The organism is Deinococcus radiodurans R1 = ATCC 13939 = DSM 20539 (assembly GCF_000008565.1).
In the GTDB taxonomy this organism is placed as follows: Bacteria; Deinococcota; Deinococci; order Deinococcales; family Deinococcaceae; genus Deinococcus; species Deinococcus radiodurans.
The window spans coordinates 2,142,304-2,158,400 of sequence record NC_001263.1; the positions used below are offsets into that span (position 1 = coordinate 2,142,304).

Genomic DNA, 16,097 nt, shown 5'->3' on the forward strand with positions numbered 1-16,097 from the left:
GCCGCCTATCCTCTCCCCATGCAAGTGCTTCAAGGGGCCGAGGCCCGCGCCGCCCTGACCCGAACCTTTTCCCAGATTCCCGTGCCGGACGCGGTGCTCTCGCGCATCGAACAGACCTTTGGCGAACGGCTGACGCCCGAGCAGGTGGTGGAACGCATCCTGCTCGATGTCCGTGCACGCGGCGACGACGCCCTGCGCGACTGGACCGAGCGGCTCGACGGCCCGCGGCCCGCAGAGCTGGAGGTCCCCGCCGCCGAACTGGAGGCCGCGCAGGTGGCCCCCGAATTGCACGCTGCCATCCGCCTCGCCGCCGAGCGGGTGCGGGCTTTTTACAGGCAGCAGCCCGCGCACGGCTTTCTGGAGCACGGGCCGGACGGCGCGCTGGGCCAGCTCGTGCGTCCGCTGGGGCGGGTGGGCGTGTACGTGCCGGGGGGCCTCGCGCCGCTGATTTCCACCCTGATGCACACGGCGGTGCCCGCGCAGGTGGCGGGCGTGCCGGACATCGTGGTGACGACCCCGCCGGGCAAGGACGGACAGGTTCACCCCGCGATTCTGGTCGCCGCCCGCGAACTGGGTCTTTCCCGCGTGTTCAAAGTGGGCGGCGCGCAGGCCATCGCTGCGCTGGCCTACGGCACCGCGAGTGTGCCGGCGGTGGACAAGATCGCCGGGCCGGGCAACCTCTTCGTGGTCATCGCCAAGCGGCTGGTGTACGGGCAAACGGGCATCGAGAGCCTGCCGGGGCCGACCGAGACGCTGGTGGTCGCCGACGACTCCGCCAGCCCGCGTTACGTGGCCGCCGACCTGCTCGCCCAGGCCGAACACAACGGCGCCGAGCCGGTGCTGGTGTCGGTGAGCCGAGAACTGCTGCTGGCGGTGCAGGCCGAGCTGAATGAGCAACTGGAAAACCTGCCCGAACCCAACCGCAGCTGGGCGCGTGACAGCGTAGGGGCGCGGATGAAAGTCGTGCTGGCCGACTCGCTGGACGAGGCGCTGGACCTCGCCAACCTGTACGCCCCCGAGCACCTGTGCCTGCTGACCCGCGACCCCTGGAGCCTGCTGGGGCAGGTGCGGCGCGCGGGCGGCGTGTTCGTGGGCGAGGCGAGCATGGAAGCGCTCGGCGACTACGTGGCCGGCCCCAGCCATGTGATGCCCACCGGCGGCACCGCCCGCTTCATGAGTCCGGTCAACGTGCGCGACTTTCAGAACATCATCAGCGTGGTGGGCGTGAATGAGGAAACGCTGCGCCGCATCGGCCCGGCGGCGGCGACCCTGGCCCGCGCCGAGGGGCTGGAGGCCCACGCCCGCGCCGTGGAAAGTCGGCTGAAATGACGCAGGGCGCCGTGCAGACCGACCCGGTCAGCCTCGTCATTCGCCGCCGCATCCGGCCCGGCAAGGAGGCCGAGTACGAGGCGTTGCTGAGCGAAGCCATTGCCATGCTCGCCGGGGTGCCTGGGCACCGGGGCACCGGCATCGTCCGGCCCGGCGCGGGGGACCGCGAATACACGCTGATGGCCCGCTTCGACAACGTGGACAGCGCCGCTGCCTGGGAACACTCGCCGCAGCGCCTCGCCTGGCTGGACCGGGTGGGGGCGGTGGTGGACGAACACGTCAGCTTCGAGCGGCAGCCGGGGCTGGACTTCTGGTTCACGCCGCCCGCCGCGCCGACCTTACGGCAGCCGCCGCGCTGGAAAATGACGCTACTGACGCTCTCGGTGCTCTATCCGGTCAGCCTCGGCCTGAACTGGCTGCTCGGCCCCCACATCGGCCACTGGGCGCTGGCCCCACGGGTGCTGGTGCAGTCGGCGCTGGTGGTCACGCTGATGACTTACTTCTTCATGCCGCTGGCGACACGGACGGCGGCGGGGTGGCTGGCGAAGTAGGGGCAGCCAATGGAAAAGCCCCCACTGTGGACGTGTGGAGGCTTTTGGCTGGGGGTGGCGGGAGGGTTGGTCTGCACGCCCCCTCACCCCTTTGCTTCGCAAAGGCCCTCTCCCACAAGGGGAGAGGGTCAGAGGCGGAACCTATTTTTTACGAAATACCTAAGCAGAGGGGCCTTTCTTAACCCGCCTCCACCAGCCGCTTTTCTTCCTGCACGACCAGAGTGGCGCCTTCCACGCCGACAATTCGCACCGGGGTGCCGGCGGGCAGCTCCGGCCCCCGCGCCCGCCAGTCGCTGTCGCCCACCCGGACGCGGCCCACACCGTGTTCGATGGGGGTCACGACGGTGACGGTGCGCCCGATGAGGCGCTGAGCGCCGGTGTTGAGCTGCTCGCCCTCACTGCCGCCGAGGACGAGGCGCGACACGTAGCGGCGGCCCAGCCACACGGCGGCCACGCTCAGGCCCGCAAAGAGCAGCAACTGCCCCGGCACGTCCAGAAAGGGCAACACGAAGGTCAGGAGGCCCACGCCGAAAGCCGAGAGCGCGAGCCACACGAAAAACACGCCGGGGGCCAGAATTTCCAGAATCAGCAGCAGCGCCCCGAACACCCACCAGTGCCAGGGGTGGACCGCTTGCCAGGTGGGGAGCCAGTCAGGCACGGCTCACCCCTGCCGCTTGGGAGGCATGGCGCCGACGGTGACCGGCTGGGCGACGGGCACCGTCGTGCCCCGGGCGCGTCATCTGCGGCATGGCGGGCATCGGCGCAGGCTGGCTGCCGGGGGTAAAGGCTTCCTTCGCCACTTCCGCAATCCCTTGCAGGCTGCCGAGAATGCTGGTCGCCTCGATGGGCAAAATGAGCGTCTTCTGGTTGGGGGCCGAGGCCACGTCGCGCAGGGCTTCGACGTACTGCTGGGCGATGAAGTAGTTCACGGCCTGCACGTTGCCCCCGGCAATCGCCTGGCTGACCACGCGGGTCGCTTCGGCTTCGGCCTGGGCGCGGCGCTCCCTCGCCTCGGATTCCATGAACGAAGCCTGCTTTTCACCCTCGGCCTTGAGCACGGCGGCCTGTTTCTCGCCGTCGGCCTTCAGAATCGCGGCCTGCCGGAAGCCCTCGGCGTCGAGGATGTTGGCACGCTTTTCGCGCTCGGCCTTCATCTGGCGGGCCATGCTGGCGACGAGGTCGGCGGGCGGCTTGATGTCCTTGACCTCGATGCGCGTGACCTTGACGCCCCACGGCTCGGTGGCCTCGTCCACCACGACGAGCAGCTTGGCATTGATGGTGTCGCGGTTGCTGAGCAGTTCGTCGAGGTCCATGCTGCCCGTCACCGTGCGGATGTTGGTCATGGTGAGGTTGAGCACGGCCTGTTCGAGGTTGCGGACTTCGTAGCTCGCCTTGGCGGCGTCGAGCACCTGATAAAAGACCACCGCGTCCACCGTCACGAGCGCGTTGTCCTTGGTGATGATTTCCTGGCTGGGCACGTCGAAGACCTGCTCCATCATGTTGACCTTGCGGCCAATACGGTCAATGTAGGGAATGATGAGGTTGAGCCCGGGCTTGAGCGTGCGCTGGAACTTGCCGAAGCGTTCCTGCGTCCACTCGTTGCCCTGCGGCACGCTCTTGATGCCCGCCAGCAGCGTGATGATGACGAGCAGCACCAGCACGACCACGAAGATGGTAAATCCCATAGGTTGCCTCCTTAGTTCCGTCTACGCGGCATTCACCGGGAAGGTTCCCGCAGCCGCAAGGTGCCGGCGTCCAGCGTCAGCAGGTCCAGGCAGCGCAGACTTTCCCACAGCGTGAAGGCGTCCAAGCCATTTGCCCGCGCCGCCAGCAAGCTGATGACAGTGCCATGCGCGACGACGGCGAGCGTGGGGTGCGGATTGACCGTCAGCACGGCGTTGATGGCGTTGGCAAAACGGCGCCAGGCGTCGTCCGCGCTTTCCTCACCGACCACCACTTGCCCCGGCTCAGCGAAGAAGCGGCGGAAGCGGTTCTGAAACTCGTCCGCCGATACGAGTTCGTTGCCGTAGCGCAGGTGCTCGTGCAGCCCCAGCATCGGGCGGCAGGGCACGCCGAGCGCGGCGGCGAGGGCCTGCGCGGTGGCTTTCGCCTTGGGTTCTTCGCTGCACACCACGAAATCGGGGCGCGGGTCGAGGCGGGCAAGGAGGTCAGGCAACCCGTCCAGAGCGTCCGGCGCGAGGTGCCACTCGTGGGCCGGCACGTCGGGAACGAGGGTCGGCTGGCCGTGTTTGATGAGGTGCAGAGTCCGTGGCATGGCCCATGCAAGCACGGGAGAGGGCGGGAAGCATCGGTCAAGTGGCGGACTAGAGGCTCCCGACTCCAGTTTCGCGTATCCGGGAAAAGCACCCGAATCCGCTTCACTTCCACCGAGAGCCTCTTTTGCCTGCTCGCTCCGCTCGGGTTGACGATTGCATCATCAACCGGCAGCTTCATACACTCGTCGGATGTCGCTGCTACCACCGCCGCCCCTCGTCCACCTGGAACACGTCACCGTCATCGCCGGGGGGCAGGCGCTGCTCCGCGACCTTTCGCTGACGGTCCGGCCCGGCGAGGCGCTGCGGCTGGCGGGGCCGAACGGCGGCGGCAAAACCACGCTGCTGCGGCTGCTCGCCGGGCAAGTTGCGCCCGTGAGCGGCACCCGGACGTATGCGCTCGGCGGACAGGTTCAGCCTTCCGCCGTGCAGGCGCGGCGTACCCTGAGCGTGGTGGGGCCGGACGCCGAGGCGTTTTATCTCACTCGCGACTGGGAACTGACCGTGCGCGACGTGCTGCTGGCGGGCGCGGAGGGCGAACACCTGCGGCTGTGGGAAGCGACGCCCGAACAACTCGCCCGGTTGGACGAGGTGACTACACTGACCGGCGTGGAGCCCTTGCTGGAGCGCGACTTTCGCACCCTCTCGCACGGGCAGCGCCGCCGGGTGATGCTGGCCCGCGCCCTGATGCCCGCGCCGCCCCTGCTGCTGCTCGACGAATTCACCGATGGCCTGAGCGAAGCGGCCCGCGCCGACCTCGGCGACGTGCTGCGCCGGGTCCATGCGGCGGGCACGGCGTTGGTGCTGGCGACCCACCGGCCCGAGGAAGCCCCGACGCTGAACTGGCGCACGGTGTACGTAGCGGGCGGCGAACTGAGCGACGAGCCGCCCGCCTTCCCATCCGCTCCCCTCGCTATTCCGGCGGCGCTTCCACTGGCCCCCTCTGCGGCACTGCGGCCCTCGTGGAACTGACGGATGCCGAGGTCTTCCGCAACGGCCACCGCGCCCTCGGCCCGCTGAGTTGGACCTGGGCAGCGGGGCAGCATTGGCTGGTTACGGGCGAAAACGGCAGCGGCAAAAGCACCCTGGCACGCCTGATTGCCGGCGAGTTGCACCCCGCGCTCGGCGGCAGCGTGGCGCGGCCTTTTCTGGCGCGGGACGTGCAAAGCGAGCGCCGCCGCACGACCGGGCTGGTGTCGGCGGAGGTGGGCATCCGGCAGCGCTCCGGCGTCTCCGGGCGCGAGTGGCTGGGCCGCGACGTGATCGCGAGTGCCTTTGCTGGAACGGAAGGCTTTACCGGGGACGTGACCGCCGAGCAGTGGGACGCGGTAGGCACGCTGGCCGAGCGGCTGGAACTGGGCGAGCTGCTGAGCCGCGACGTGCAGGCCCTGTCGCAGGGGCAACTGCGGCGGCTGCTGCTCGCCCGCGCCGCCGTGCACCGGCCCCGGCTGCTGCTGCTCGACGAAGGGCTGGACTTCGTGGACGATCACAACCGCGCCCTGTTTCTGAACCTGCTGCCGGAACTGGTCGCGGGCGGCACCCACCTGCTCGTCGTCGCGCACCGGGAGGCCGATGCGCTGCCGGGGCTGACCCACCACTTGCGGCTGGCGGGCGGGCGGGTGGCTGGACAACAGAAGCTCTGAAAAGCAAACGTGGCGCCCGTCTTCCCTCCCCCGGCCCCCCGCACCCCGTCAGACTCGGCTCACCTTCAGGCCCTAGTCTGACGGGCATGAAGTTTGCTGCCCCCGCCTCCTCTGTGCTGGCCCTGTCCGTGCTGCTGCTGGCGGCTCCCCTCACGTCCGCGCAGGCGGCCCCGGCGGCCTCCGCGCCGACCGTCGCCAAGTCGAACCTCGTGACCATGCCCGGCTACAGCCTGACGGCGGCGGGCGGCTGGATCATGCTCAAAAACACCTACCAGGGCGACGCCGCGCTCGCCGGGGTGGCGCTGGCAGGCCCGGCGGTTAAGGGCAAACTCAACCCGAGTTTCATCGTGACTGTGACCGACGTGAGCAACGTCCCCAAGGCCAACCGCACCCTCGGTGTGGCGCGTGACGTGCGCGCCGACGAACTGCCCACGGTGGTGCAGGAGTTCAAGTGGCTCGGCGAGCGCACCGTCAAGGTCGGCGGCAGCAGCACCCTGGGCGTGCTGTGGAGCTACAGCGGCAAGGAAGAAGGCGTGAGCCACCGCTGGTCGCAACTGATGACCCTGCGCGGCGACAAGCTCTACACCGTGACCCTCGCCCTCCCTGAAGGCACCCGCCCCGAAGTGGCCGCCGCCGGGCGCGACATGCTCGATTCGTTCAAACTGCGCTGAAAACAGACAAAAGTAGAGGGCGCCTCGGCAAAAGCCGGAGCGCCCTTTTCTCTGGTCTAAAGCATTTGACAAAGGAATGCCCTGCATTTTTGACCCTCTACCTTGATGGGAGAGGGCCTTGCGAACAAGGGGTGAGGGTGTCTTTTTCTGTCAAATGCTTTGGAAGGGAGCTGTTACAGCCTTTCCAACCCGTCCGCCACCCCATTCAAATAAGCCGCGAGCGCCTCGTGGTCCGCCACCTGCTCATCGGCGTGCCGCGCCAGCAGCGGCAGGGTGCCCACCTGCACCGCGTACCCGGCGGTTTCGAGCATCACCTCGTCGTTGTCGCTGTCGCCGAACGCACCGTGCGTTCCAGCGGCACCTCCAGCAGCTCGGCAATACGGGTCAGCGCCGCCGCCTTGTGCGCTCCGGTAGGGGTCACGGTCAGGAAATGGGGGTACGGCTCCTGCCCGCCCGTCACGACGAGGTGAGGACGGGTCTTACGCAGCCGCCGCGCCAGGGTCGCCACCTCGGGGTGATAAAAGCCCGCCTTGACGATGCCGGTTTGCGGGGCCTCGGACAGCGGGTGGTAGCCCCGAGCGACCATCCAGGGTTCGGGCTCGCGGCCCGGCGGCAGGTCCACGTAAATCGCCTCCGGGGTAAACAGCACCAGTCGGGCGCCCTGCAACTCGTGGGCGAGCACCGCCTGCACGTCTTCCAGCGAGAACTCGGCCTGCGCGTGGAGTTCGCCGCCCGCCTCAATGCGCCCGCCGTTGTTGGTGGCCGTAGCGTCGGCCTGCACGCCCTCGCGCACGCTGCGTGGCGGGGTGTCGCGCCCGGTGATGATGGCGAGCTTGACCCCCAGCGAGCGCAGCCGGGCCAGGGCCTGCGCCGTCGCGGGAGGCAGTTCGGTGCCGCCGTCACGAATCAGGGTGCCGTCGAGGTCGAAGGCGAGCAGCAGCGGCAGGCCACGGGGAAAGGAAGCGCGGGCGGCGGACATACGGCCCAGCATAGGGGGCGGCGGCGCACTCCGGGCGCGGGGAGTCGCTTATGATGGGCGCTGTGAGTTTGCCCCCGCCCAGTTCCCGCGCTTCCTTTTCCTCGCAAGAGACGACCCGTGAACGTATCCAGACCGAGGCGGCGCGGCTCTTTGTCGCCAGCGGCTACCACGGCGTGAGCATGCGCGAGGTGGCCGAGGCGGTGGGCGTGACCAAGCCGGCCCTCTACCACCACTACGCCGACAAAGAAGCCCTGTTTCTGGCGATGCTCGACGGCGCCCTCGCCACCCTGGCGCGGCTGGTCGAGCACGCCGGGCAGCAGCAGGGCATCCGGGCGCAGCTCGACACCCTGATTCGCGACCTGCTCGACACCGCCCCCGAACAGCGGGTGGGCCTGCAACTCGCTTCCGAACTGCGCCACGTCTCGCCCGAGCGCCGCGCCGCCTTCGAGACGGAGTACCGCCGGGTGTGGATGGGCGGCCTGACCGCGCTGATCGAGGCGGCAGTCGAACGCGGCGAACTGCGAACCGACCTCTCCCCCGCCACGCTGACCCTGGCGCTGCTCGCGGTGCTCTACCCGCTGGTGAGTGGCCCCGGCGCCCGGCAGCCGCAGCAGACCGCGCAGGCACTGCTCAGCGTGTATTTCGACGGCGCTGGCCCGCGCTGACCTCGACAGGGCTGACCTCCACAAGGAAAGCCGCCCCCCTCATACCGATACCGAGGTGGGGCGGTTTCTGTTGGGACGCACTTAATTGATGAGCGCTTACTTCTTCGGCGCGTCAATCGTCTTGGTCACGGTGGTCTTGCTTGCCGGACGGGTGCCGGGGGCGACCTTCTGCACGGTCTGGCCGAGGCTGGCGGTTTCGTGCTCGACCTGCTTGTTGATGATGATCTGCTGCACGATGCCGATGATGGTCGAAAGGATGATGTAGAGCGTCACGCCCGACGGGAAGGTCAGGGCGAAGTACAGGAAGACGAGGTAGATCATCGCCTGCTGCCGGAACATCTCGGGGGTTTTGCGGGTCGAGACGTAGAGCTGCCCGAGGTTCACGAACAGGTAAATGACAGCCAGGATGTAGAAGGGGTCAGGGGTGGCGAGGTCCGGCAGCCACAGGAAACCGCTGTCGAACTCGAAGTTGCGGATGGTGGCCCACAGCGCGATCAAGACCGGGAAGGGGAGCAGCGTGGAAAAGCAGCCCGCCGGGTTGACCTGGTAATCGCGCATGAGCTGCGCCATTTCCATCTGCATGGCCCGCTGCGACTCGGGGTCGGTCTTGCCCTTGTACTTTTCCTGGATTTCTTTTTGCAGCGGCTGCACGAGCTGCATCCGGGCGGTGGTGCGGCCCTGCGCCTGCATCAGCGGCCACATCACCAGCCGCAGCAGGATGGTCAGCGCCATGATGACCAGACCCCAGTTGCCGATGACCTTGTAGAGCGCTTCCATCAGCTTCACGATCAGGAGGCTGATCTGGCCGAAGAAGTTGGGCTGAAACAGGCCCGGCAGCTCGGTGTAGCCGCTCTGGTAAAGGTGAATCAGTTCGTTTTTGCCGCCGTACACTTCCAGGCTACTGGTCGCGGGCAGCGTCGCCGTTACGAGGCCCTGTGGCCCGCCGGTGAGCTGCACGTCCACCTTTGTTCCCTGCTGGGGGCGCACGATCAGCGCGTGGGCAATCTGGCTCGGGTTTTCTTGCAGCGCGGCGTACTGGATGTTCTGAACACTCAGGGTGCCGCTGCCCTGCACGCTGGCGGGCTGCCCGCCCACCGGCACTGCCTGCACGCGGGGATTGTCCGCCTTGCCGAGGCCAGGAAACAGCATGTTGACCTGCGCCGGGCCGTTCCTGACCTCGGTCCGCACGTCCACCTTGAAGTTGCGGGGGTGCAGGGTGATGGTCTTGGTCACCTGCACGCCGTTCTGGGCATAGCGGAACACCGCGTCCTGGCGGTTGGCGGCGAGGTCGGTCTTCACCTGCGCGGGCTGCGCCTCGGCGGGCTTGTCGGGGCTGAGCGCGTCGCCAGCCTGCAACGCGAACGCCTTGCGCCCGGCCACCATGTTGACGATGCCGCCCTTCTGGTTTTGCAGGGCGCTGAAGTCGTAACTGCCGTCGGCCTTTTTCTTGATAAACGGCGTACCCGCGTAGCTCTTGACGTACCAGCCGATCACCTCGCCACGGGCGTTGAAGATCACGTCTTGCAGGTTGCTGGTGGCGATGTACTCGTCGCCCGGCTGACCGTCGAAGTTGGTCACGATCCATTCGGGCGTGATCGCCTTGCCGAAGTTGGGCAGTGGGCCGGTCTGCGCGCAGCCGCTGAGCAGCGTCGCACCGAGGACGGCGGAGATGGGAAGCAGGAGTTTTTTGGGTGTGGGGTTGGTCATGAAGGTTGGTCCGTTGGGGGGTGGTCCGTAGGGGGGGAGCCCTGGGGGCGCGGGTGACGGGCGGGAAAGTGCTCGGGCACCGGATCAAAGCCGCCCGGCACCAGCGGGTTGCAGCGCAGGACGCGCCACAGGGCGAGCCAGCCGCCCTTGAGCGCACCATGTCGGTCGAGTGCCTGAGCAGCGTACTCCGAACACGTCGGGCTAAACCGGCAGGTCGGCGCGGGCTTGCGCGGCGAAAGGACGCGCTGATACCAGCGCACCGCCCGCACCAGCGGCGCCGCGCTCATGACTTTTCCGCCGGGGACGCCGGGGAAGCGGAAGTGGGGTTCACCTCAGCGGATACGCGCCCGCTCCCCGATTCGTTCCCGGCCCGTTCGCCCGCCACCTGGCCACCGCCCTTTTTGCCGCCCTTGCCCTTGGCGCCGCCGCGTTTGGTGGCCCCGGCCCCGCGCTGCAAGGCCTGGGCGAGCGCGGCCTGCAACTCGGGAAAAGGCACCGTCAGCACGCCGGGGTTGAGCATCAGGATGGCGCGGCAGGCGGGCAGGCCCCCCGGCAGCAGTTCCGGCGGCATGGTCCGCAGCGCCTCGCGAACGCGGCGGCGGGCGCGGTTGCGCTTCACGGCGTGCTTGAGCGTCTTTTTGGAGACCACCAGCCCGATGATGGCGCGGGGGTGCCAGCGCTCGCCGTAGCGGGGGCGATAGTCGGTCAGGCGCAGGGTAAAGAGCGGGTCGCGCACTGCGGCGCCGTGGGCGCGGACCTTGCGGAACTCGCGCTCGCCCCGCAATGGAGCCAGCGCCAGCGGGCGGCGAGGTTTGGCCTCTGTGCCCGTGGCGCTGGTGGTGGAAAGCTGAGAAATAAGTGGCTCCCGAGCCGGGACTTACTCGTCGCTGACGGTGAGCTGGTGGCGGCCCTTGGCGCGGCGGCGGGCCAGGATGTTGCGGCCAGACTTGGTCTTCATGCGGGCGCGAAAGCCGTGGGTCTTGGCCCGCTTGCGGTTGTTGGGCTGGTAGGTACGCTTCATGGTGGTTACTCCTTGGGTGGTCTTTGCTCGTCTGCCTCCGGCGCAGCCTGCCCAGGAAATGGTGCCTGTCTGAAGCCGCCGTGCCGGTGCCACGATACGCCCCGGACGCGGGGCAAACTCGCCCAGTGTATCACGCCATGCGCCGGGGTGGTAAAGCCCGTAGGACGGACGCGGGCGGGCGCTATGCTGCGTTTTGTCCGCACGGCAACAGCGTAAGCAGCAGGTTTCTCACCCGGAACCCCGGTTCCCCGACCCCTCATTCACGGGGAAGAGCAGGGGCGGCGAAGGAGTAGGCGTCATGGCCGAAGTGATTCTCGAGCACGTCAACAAGTACTACGGCAACAAGCAGCACGCGGTGAAGGATTTCAACCTCGAAATCGCCGACCGCGAATTCATGGTCTTCGTGGGGCCGTCGGGCTGCGGCAAGTCCACCACCCTACGAATGATCGCGGGCCTCGAAGACATCAGCGACGGGGTGCTGCGAATTGGCGACCGCGTCGTCAACGACGTGCCGCCCAAGGACCGCGACATCGCGATGGTCTTCCAGAACTACGCGCTCTACCCGCACATGAACGTCTACGAGAACATGGCGTTCGGCCTCAAGCTGCGTAAGACGCCGCGCGAGGAGATCGACAAGCGCGTGCGCGACGCCGCCCGGATTTTGCAGATCGAGCACCTGCTCGGGCGCAAGCCCAAGGAGCTTTCGGGCGGGCAGCGCCAGCGCGTGGCGATGGGCCGCGCCATCGTGCGCGAGCCGTCGGTGTTCCTGATGGACGAGCCGCTCTCGAACCTCGACGCCAAGCTGCGCGTGGAGATGCGCTCGCAGATTTCGCAGCTCCACCGCCGCCTCGGGGCGACCATCATCTACGTGACCCACGACCAGGTGGAGGCGATGACGCTCGGCAACCGCATCGTGGTGATGCGCGACGGCGTGATCATGCAGGTGGACACCCCGATGAACCTCTACGACTTCCCGCAAAACCGCTTCGTGGCGGGCTTCATCGGCAGTCCGTCCATGAACTTCCTGACCGCCCGCGTGCAGAACGGCGAATTCGTGATCGGGCAAAGTCAGGTGGCCGCGATGGGCCGCCTCGCCGAAAGCCTGAGGGCGTATGAGGGCCGCGAGGTCTTCCTGGGGATTCGCCCCGAACACGTGGGGCTCGTCGGCCACAGCGACCTGCCGCAGGGCCGCAACGTGCTGCGCGGCGAAGTTGTGGTCGTGGAGTCGCTCGGCGCCCAGACCGACCTGATCGTGGACGTGGCGGGCCAGCAAGTGACCGCCAAGGTGGAAGGCATGGCCCCGGTGCAGCCCGGCGATCAGGTGGAACTGCTGATCGACCAGACCCGCCTGCACGCCTTCGACACCGAAACGGAACTGGCGATCGATCGGGGCACCCCCAGCGGCACGCGCGGCCAGATGGACACCCAGGGCCTCGGCTACGAGTACCCCGGCCAGGGCCAACCGCAAGCGGTGAGTTTTGGCCAAGGCGCCCCCGCGATGGCCACTGCCCCAAACGCTCCCGCTGGCGTCACCGTCATCACGACGGACGCGCCCCGCTGAGGGCCGCCGCAACCCATGACCTGCCGGGAGGTCTCCATCAGGGGGCCTCCCGCTGCCTTTGTCGGGCGGCCTGCAACCCACCCGCAGGGCCGCCGAACTTGGCAGACAGAAGGTGATTTCCCAGATTGTCTGGCAATTGGCAATTTCTCATCATCCCATGAATTACAAAGGAGCGCCATGAAGAAGGTCCTGCTTGCCCTGACCACCCTGACCCTGCTCGCCACCAGCGCCGAGGCCCGCACCTGGGCCGAGATCAAGAAGTCCGGCACCATCAAGGTCGCCACCGAGGGGGCCTTTCCGCCGTTCAACCTGATGAAGGGCAAGCAACTGACCGGCTTCGAGGTGGACCTCGCCAACGCGCTCGGCAAGCAGCTCGGGCTGAAGGTGGAGTGGACCGTGCAGCCTTTCGACAGCCTGCTGATCGGCCTGAACCAGGACCGCTACGACTTCGTGATCGCCTCGCACGGGATCACCCCCGAGCGGCAAAAGGCGGTGGACTTTTCCGACCCGCACTACTGCACCGGGGGCGCCATCGTGACCCGGCCCGGCGGCCCATTGACGGCGAAGGCGCTGGCAGGCAAGTCGGTGGCGGTGCAGGTGGGCACCACCTACCTCGAAAATGTCCGCAAGGTGCCGGGCGTGGGCGACGTGAAGACCTTTCCCCGGGACGTGGACGCCCAGGCCGCGTTGATGGCGGGCCGGGTGGACGCCTGGGTGGGCGACCGCTTTACCGGGCTCGATCTCGTCAAGGCACAGAAGGGCAAGATCGTGCAGGGCGACCTGCTGTTCCGTGAGCGCAACGCCATGGCGGTGAAAAAAGGCAACGTGACGCTGCTCAAGGAACTCAATGCCGCCCTTGCCAAGGCGCAGGCGAACGGCACCTACGCCCGCATCAGCAACCAGTATTTTGGTCAGGACGTGCGCTGCCGCTGAGCCGTGACGCGGGGCGGAAGGCCTCAGGCTCGCCGCCCCCTGACCCGACCACCTTTCCCACTTTCCCAGCGGCAGGAAAAATGAGGCCCAGCAGGCGCCGGTATAGTGTCCCGCGATGCTCAGGGTCTTTCCTCCGCTGTTCTCAGCCGCTTGCCACATCTGGAGCCGCCGATGACCACCTCTGCCCCGCCTCCCCCGCCCCGACTTCCCGGCAAAGGCCCGCAGGGCGCCGGCACCCTCGCGCTGTGGCTGCTGGGGGCCGCCGCCGCCTTCACGGCGCTGTTTTTCCTGATCACGCTGGTGCTGCGCCAGATGCCCGAGCCGGTGGGGCAGTACGCCGACCTGTTCGTGGAAGGCGCCCAGATGACGCTGAAACTCACCCTGGTCAGCGGACTGATCGGGTTGCTGGTGGGGATGATCGCTGGAATCATGCGGAGCAGCCCGAGCGCGCTGGTGCGGGCGCCCGCCAGTTTTTTCATCTGGCTGATTCGCGGCACGCCACTGCTGGTGCAGATTCTGTTCGTGTACAACGCGCTGCCGCCACTGCTCAAGACCATCGGGATTAACTTAGAGCTCAACGAGTTCTGGTCGGCGGTCATCGCGCTCGCCCTGAACGTGGGCGCCTACAACGCCGAGGTCATTCGCGCCGGGATTCTGGCAGTGCCGCGCGGTCAGAGCGAGGCCGCCCGCAGCCTGGGCCTGAGCGCCGGGCAGACCATGAACGCGGTGGTGCTGCCGCAGGCGCTGCGGATCGTGGTGCCGCCGCTGGTGAACAACCTGGTGGCGCTGCTCAAGGATTCCTCGCTGGCGTCCACCATCGCGCTGCTTGAACTCACGCTCTCGGGCCAGCGCGTGAGCAGCGAGAGCTTTCAGCCGGTGCCGGTGCTGACCACCGTGGCCGCCGTGTATCTGGCGCTGACCACGGTGCTGACCCTCTTTACCGACCAACTGGAAAAGCGGGTGAAAATCGCCAGCCGCTGACCCGGAGCGCGGGGAGCGCAGAACAAGCGGAGGAAAGAGAGACGCGCTGCTCTCTGCCCTCCGTTCTCTGCTTTATGCTGTGACGCGTGAGTGCTGCTGAACCGCCTGCCGGGGGACGAGCCGCCGTTCGGCTGCTGCAAGGGTACCTCTGGTACCCCGAGGGAGCCGACGTGGACCTGGAATCGTTCCTCCCGCGTGAGCTCGACCTGTCGCAGGCCCCCAGTCTGTCGGAAGAAGACGCGCACGTGCTGTGGGATCAGGTGCAGCCGCCCTTCGCCTTTTTCGAGAACGGCGAGCCGACCGCCAGCCAGACCTTTTACCAGTTCACGGTGCTGCGGGTGTACGACGAGCGCCCCAGCAACGAGGAACTGCACGACGACGCGACCATTGCCAGTCAGGCCCTGAACCCACTGCTCGAAGGCACCCCGCAGGGCGTGGGCTGGCAGATCTGGGAAGACCTGCGCGACCTGTGAGCGGCTGGAAAAGGTCATGATCGCCTGGGTGGACCTGCTGATCGAGGGGGACCCGCACCCCCGCCGCTTCGATTCCTACGCCACGCTGCGGGCTTACGTCCTCAAGCTTGAGCGCCTGAGCGAGGACGCCGCCGACGAGCTGATGATGGCCGGTGTAGTGCGCCCGCCCCTGGCCCGGCGCGAGTACCGCATTCAGCGCCTGCCGCTGCCCGAGGAGTAAAGCGCGGTGGCCTCGGAACTCGTGACGCTGCCCGTCGCGCCCGCTGAGGACGTGCTGACCCGGCTGCTGGCCGGCGAAACGCTCGCCACGCTCACCACGCACCGGGGCCGGGACGCCGCCGGGCGGAAGCGGGTGCAAATCACCGTTTCGCATCCCGACCCGGAAGTGGTGGCGGGGGCGCGGCAAGCCCTGCTGCGGCGCTGTCAGGCGGAGCGGGTGCGGGCCTTCGTCGTGTAGAGCCTGTCTTCACGGGCCGTCACGGGCCACCCTAGACTGGGGCCATGTCGCTTCTTCTCCCCCGCTCCGCCGCGCTGGGCGCCCTGCTGCTGACCTCGGCGGCCTTCGCTGCCGCCACGCCGCAGGATGTCGAACGGGCCGCCGACGCCGCCGCGCTCGCGGTGGACGGCCTGATTGCCCCCTGCCCCGCCAGCGTGCGGCAGGCGTCGGCCTCGGCCCGCTGCGTGACTTCCGACCTCAACCTCGCCGCGACCCGCAAGGCGCTCTCGGCGGCAAGCAAACTCAACCTCTACGGCGCGTGGCGCACCGATGGGCAGGGCCGGGTCTACAACTGGGTCACGTTGCCGAACGGCTACGTCAACATCGGCATCGTGCCCGACAGCACCAACGCCGAGGCGTCGTTGATTTTGCTGACGCCCTCGGTGCAAAAGCCTGCGCCCGCGACGCCAGCACCCACCACGCCCGCCGCTCAGACGCCCGCGCCCACCACACCCCCGAAGACTGAGACTCCGGCGGCCAGCGCCGTTCCCGCCTTCAAGCGCTCGCTGCGTCTCACCACGCCGCGCATGAACGGAGCGGACGTGAAACAACTTCAATTGCGCCTGATGGACCGGTCCCACGTGGACCCCGGCAAGGGCGGCGACGGCTGGTTCGGCCCGGTGACCGAGGCGAACGTCATCGTCTTTCAGCTTGCCAACGGGCTGAAACCGACCGGCGTGGTGGACCGGGCGACCTGGACCACGCTGTTTTCGCCGGGTGCCAAATACTTCGACGCGCAGGCGGCGCAGGAGCTGTCCAAGCGGCGGCGCTGAGCGGCGGCCAGGAGTGGGCATCCGTCACAGCCCGCCCTGCG

22 protein-coding genes are annotated in these 16,097 nt (G+C 68.0%); 13 read left to right on the top strand and 9 right to left on the bottom strand.

Features of this window, described 5'->3' with window-relative positions; all coding sequences use genetic code 11:
- Positions 1–18: 18 nt before the first annotated feature.
- Together hisD and DR_RS10975 are read left to right on the top strand one after the other, a co-directional pair.
- Positions 19–1,329 carry a histidinol dehydrogenase gene (hisD, locus tag DR_RS10970; RefSeq protein WP_010888771.1) on the top strand — a complete coding sequence of 437 codons (1,311 nt, stop codon included), beginning with the start codon at positions 19–21 and terminating at the stop codon, positions 1,327–1,329.
- Positions 1,326–1,880 carry an antibiotic biosynthesis monooxygenase gene (locus tag DR_RS10975; protein WP_010888772.1) on the top strand — a complete coding sequence of 185 codons (555 nt, stop codon included), beginning with the start codon at positions 1,326–1,328 and terminating at the stop codon, positions 1,878–1,880. The genes hisD and DR_RS10975 overlap by 4 nt, the downstream gene beginning before the upstream one ends.
- A 178-nt stretch (positions 1,881–2,058) precedes the next feature.
- Here DR_RS10975 and DR_RS10980 read toward each other — a convergent pair whose 3' ends face one another.
- The 3 genes from DR_RS10980 to DR_RS10990 are packed head-to-tail and all read right to left on the bottom strand — an operon-like array spanning position 2,059 to position 4,155.
- Complete coding sequence (locus DR_RS10980; RefSeq protein ID WP_010888773.1) at positions 2,059–2,538, bottom strand: NfeD family protein; 480 nt, start codon at positions 2,536–2,538, stop codon at positions 2,059–2,061.
- A complete protein-coding gene (locus DR_RS10985) occupies positions 2,531–3,565 on the bottom strand; it encodes an SPFH domain-containing protein (protein WP_010888774.1) in 1,035 nt (344 codons plus the stop codon). Before DR_RS10985 ends, DR_RS10980 begins: the two co-directional genes overlap by 8 nt.
- 32 nt (positions 3,566–3,597) lie before the next feature.
- Complete coding sequence (locus tag DR_RS10990; protein WP_010888775.1) at positions 3,598–4,155, bottom strand: histidine phosphatase family protein; 558 nt, start codon at positions 4,153–4,155, stop codon at positions 3,598–3,600.
- Positions 4,156–4,345: 190 nt separating this feature from the next.
- Between DR_RS10990 and DR_RS16890 the strand changes: the two genes are divergently transcribed.
- From DR_RS16890 to DR_RS11000, 3 genes are all read left to right on the top strand, one after another.
- The gene (locus DR_RS16890) at positions 4,346–5,125 is read left to right on the top strand and encodes an ATP-binding cassette domain-containing protein (RefSeq protein WP_234944644.1); all 780 of its coding nucleotides are present in this window, start codon (positions 4,346–4,348) and stop codon (positions 5,123–5,125) included.
- The gene (locus tag DR_RS16895; RefSeq protein ID WP_234944645.1) at positions 5,116–5,796 is read left to right on the top strand and encodes an ATP-binding cassette domain-containing protein; all 681 of its coding nucleotides are present in this window, start codon (positions 5,116–5,118) and stop codon (positions 5,794–5,796) included. The genes DR_RS16890 and DR_RS16895 overlap by 10 nt, the downstream gene beginning before the upstream one ends.
- An 86-nt stretch (positions 5,797–5,882) precedes the next feature.
- Positions 5,883–6,467: a hypothetical protein gene (locus tag DR_RS11000; protein WP_010888777.1), complete on the top strand. Its 585-nt coding sequence runs from the start codon at positions 5,883–5,885 to the stop codon at positions 6,465–6,467.
- Positions 6,468–6,640: 173 nt separating this feature from the next.
- Here the strand turns inward: DR_RS11000 and DR_RS16900 are convergent, their stop codons facing one another.
- Both DR_RS16900 and DR_RS11005 read right to left on the bottom strand, forming a co-directional pair.
- Complete coding sequence (locus DR_RS16900; RefSeq protein WP_234944646.1) at positions 6,641–6,778, bottom strand: hypothetical protein; 138 nt, start codon at positions 6,776–6,778, stop codon at positions 6,641–6,643.
- The gene (locus tag DR_RS11005) at positions 6,778–7,446 is read right to left on the bottom strand and encodes an HAD-IIB family hydrolase (RefSeq protein WP_234944647.1); all 669 of its coding nucleotides are present in this window, start codon (positions 7,444–7,446) and stop codon (positions 6,778–6,780) included. Before DR_RS11005 ends, DR_RS16900 begins: the two co-directional genes overlap by 1 nt.
- Positions 7,447–7,499: 53 nt before the next feature.
- On the opposite strand from DR_RS11005, the gene DR_RS11010 reads away from it, so the two are divergent.
- Complete coding sequence (locus tag DR_RS11010) at positions 7,500–8,111, top strand: TetR/AcrR family transcriptional regulator (protein ID WP_162177694.1); 612 nt, start codon at positions 7,500–7,502, stop codon at positions 8,109–8,111.
- Positions 8,112–8,207: 96 nt separating this feature from the next.
- On the opposite strand, the gene yidC is transcribed toward DR_RS11010, so the two are convergent.
- The 4 genes from yidC to rpmH form a co-directional block, all read right to left on the bottom strand.
- Positions 8,208–9,818: a membrane protein insertase YidC gene (yidC, locus tag DR_RS11015; RefSeq protein WP_027479933.1), complete on the bottom strand. Its 1,611-nt coding sequence runs from the start codon at positions 9,816–9,818 to the stop codon at positions 8,208–8,210.
- Positions 9,815–10,105, bottom strand: a complete 291-nt coding sequence (gene yidD / locus DR_RS11020) for a membrane protein insertion efficiency factor YidD (protein WP_010888781.1) — start codon at positions 10,103–10,105, stop codon at positions 9,815–9,817. Before yidD ends, yidC begins: the two co-directional genes overlap by 4 nt.
- Complete coding sequence (gene rnpA / locus DR_RS11025) at positions 10,102–10,602, bottom strand: ribonuclease P protein component (protein ID WP_010888782.1); 501 nt, start codon at positions 10,600–10,602, stop codon at positions 10,102–10,104. The genes yidD and rnpA overlap by 4 nt, the downstream gene beginning before the upstream one ends.
- 93 nt (positions 10,603–10,695) lie before the next feature.
- Entirely contained in the window at positions 10,696–10,839 is a 144-nt protein-coding gene (rpmH, locus tag DR_RS11030) for a 50S ribosomal protein L34 (RefSeq protein ID WP_010888783.1), read from the bottom strand.
- 298 nt (positions 10,840–11,137) lie between these two features.
- Here rpmH and DR_RS11035 point away from each other — a divergent pair, with 298 nt between their 5' ends.
- The 7 genes from DR_RS11035 to DR_RS11065 all read left to right on the top strand — a co-directional run bounded on the left by DR_RS11035 (position 11,138) and on the right by DR_RS11065 (position 16,056).
- Entirely contained in the window at positions 11,138–12,400 is a 1,263-nt protein-coding gene (locus tag DR_RS11035) for an ABC transporter ATP-binding protein (RefSeq protein WP_027479932.1), read from the top strand.
- A gap of 177 nt (positions 12,401–12,577) precedes the next feature.
- Complete coding sequence (locus tag DR_RS11040) at positions 12,578–13,333, top strand: ABC transporter substrate-binding protein (RefSeq protein ID WP_027479931.1); 756 nt, start codon at positions 12,578–12,580, stop codon at positions 13,331–13,333.
- A gap of 171 nt (positions 13,334–13,504) precedes the next feature.
- Positions 13,505–14,314 carry an amino acid ABC transporter permease gene (locus DR_RS11045; RefSeq protein WP_027479930.1) on the top strand — a complete coding sequence of 270 codons (810 nt, stop codon included), beginning with the start codon at positions 13,505–13,507 and terminating at the stop codon, positions 14,312–14,314.
- An 86-nt stretch (positions 14,315–14,400) separates the two neighbouring features.
- On the top strand, positions 14,401–14,787 hold the full coding sequence (locus tag DR_RS11050) for a DUF3208 domain-containing protein (RefSeq protein WP_010888787.1): 387 nt from the start codon (positions 14,401–14,403) through the stop codon (positions 14,785–14,787).
- Between the two features lie 16 nt (positions 14,788–14,803).
- A complete protein-coding gene (locus tag DR_RS11055; RefSeq protein ID WP_010888788.1) occupies positions 14,804–15,007 on the top strand; it encodes a hypothetical protein in 204 nt (67 codons plus the stop codon).
- A 6-nt stretch (positions 15,008–15,013) separates the two neighbouring features.
- Positions 15,014–15,244: a hypothetical protein gene (locus DR_RS11060; protein ID WP_010888789.1), complete on the top strand. Its 231-nt coding sequence runs from the start codon at positions 15,014–15,016 to the stop codon at positions 15,242–15,244.
- Positions 15,245–15,288: 44 nt separating this feature from the next.
- The gene (locus DR_RS11065; RefSeq protein ID WP_010888790.1) at positions 15,289–16,056 is read left to right on the top strand and encodes a peptidoglycan-binding domain-containing protein; all 768 of its coding nucleotides are present in this window, start codon (positions 15,289–15,291) and stop codon (positions 16,054–16,056) included.
- Positions 16,057–16,097: the final 41 nt, after the last annotated feature.

Coding starts and splice junctions, on each gene's coding strand:
- DR_RS11000 (WP_010888777.1), top strand. CDS start 5,883: ATGAAGTTTGCTGCCCCCGCCTCCTCTGTGCTGGCCCTGTCCGTGCTG.
- DR_RS11055 (WP_010888788.1), top strand. CDS start 14,804: ATGATCGCCTGGGTGGACCTGCTGATCGAGGGGGACCCGCACCCCCGC.
- yidC (WP_027479933.1), bottom strand. CDS start 9,818: ATGACCAACCCCACACCCAAAAAACTCCTGCTTCCCATCTCCGCCGTC.
- DR_RS11045 (WP_027479930.1), top strand. CDS start 13,505: ATGACCACCTCTGCCCCGCCTCCCCCGCCCCGACTTCCCGGCAAAGGC.
- yidD (WP_010888781.1), bottom strand. CDS start 10,105: ATGAGCGCGGCGCCGCTGGTGCGGGCGGTGCGCTGGTATCAGCGCGTC.
- DR_RS16900 (WP_234944646.1), bottom strand. CDS start 6,778: ATGCTCGAAACCGCCGGGTACGCGGTGCAGGTGGGCACCCTGCCGCTG.
- DR_RS10985 (WP_010888774.1), bottom strand. CDS start 3,565: ATGGGATTTACCATCTTCGTGGTCGTGCTGGTGCTGCTCGTCATCATC.
- DR_RS11040 (WP_027479931.1), top strand. CDS start 12,578: ATGAAGAAGGTCCTGCTTGCCCTGACCACCCTGACCCTGCTCGCCACC.
- DR_RS11065 (WP_010888790.1), top strand. CDS start 15,289: ATGTCGCTTCTTCTCCCCCGCTCCGCCGCGCTGGGCGCCCTGCTGCTG.
- DR_RS11010 (WP_162177694.1), top strand. CDS start 7,500: ATGGGCGCTGTGAGTTTGCCCCCGCCCAGTTCCCGCGCTTCCTTTTCC.
- DR_RS16890 (WP_234944644.1), top strand. CDS start 4,346: ATGTCGCTGCTACCACCGCCGCCCCTCGTCCACCTGGAACACGTCACC.
- DR_RS10990 (WP_010888775.1), bottom strand. CDS start 4,155: ATGCCACGGACTCTGCACCTCATCAAACACGGCCAGCCGACCCTCGTT.
- DR_RS11035 (WP_027479932.1), top strand. CDS start 11,138: ATGGCCGAAGTGATTCTCGAGCACGTCAACAAGTACTACGGCAACAAG.
- DR_RS11005 (WP_234944647.1), bottom strand. CDS start 7,446: ATGTCCGCCGCCCGCGCTTCCTTTCCCCGTGGCCTGCCGCTGCTGCTC.
- rpmH (WP_010888783.1), bottom strand. CDS start 10,839: ATGAAGCGTACCTACCAGCCCAACAACCGCAAGCGGGCCAAGACCCAC.
- DR_RS10975 (WP_010888772.1), top strand. CDS start 1,326: ATGACGCAGGGCGCCGTGCAGACCGACCCGGTCAGCCTCGTCATTCGC.
- hisD (WP_010888771.1), top strand. CDS start 19: ATGCAAGTGCTTCAAGGGGCCGAGGCCCGCGCCGCCCTGACCCGAACC.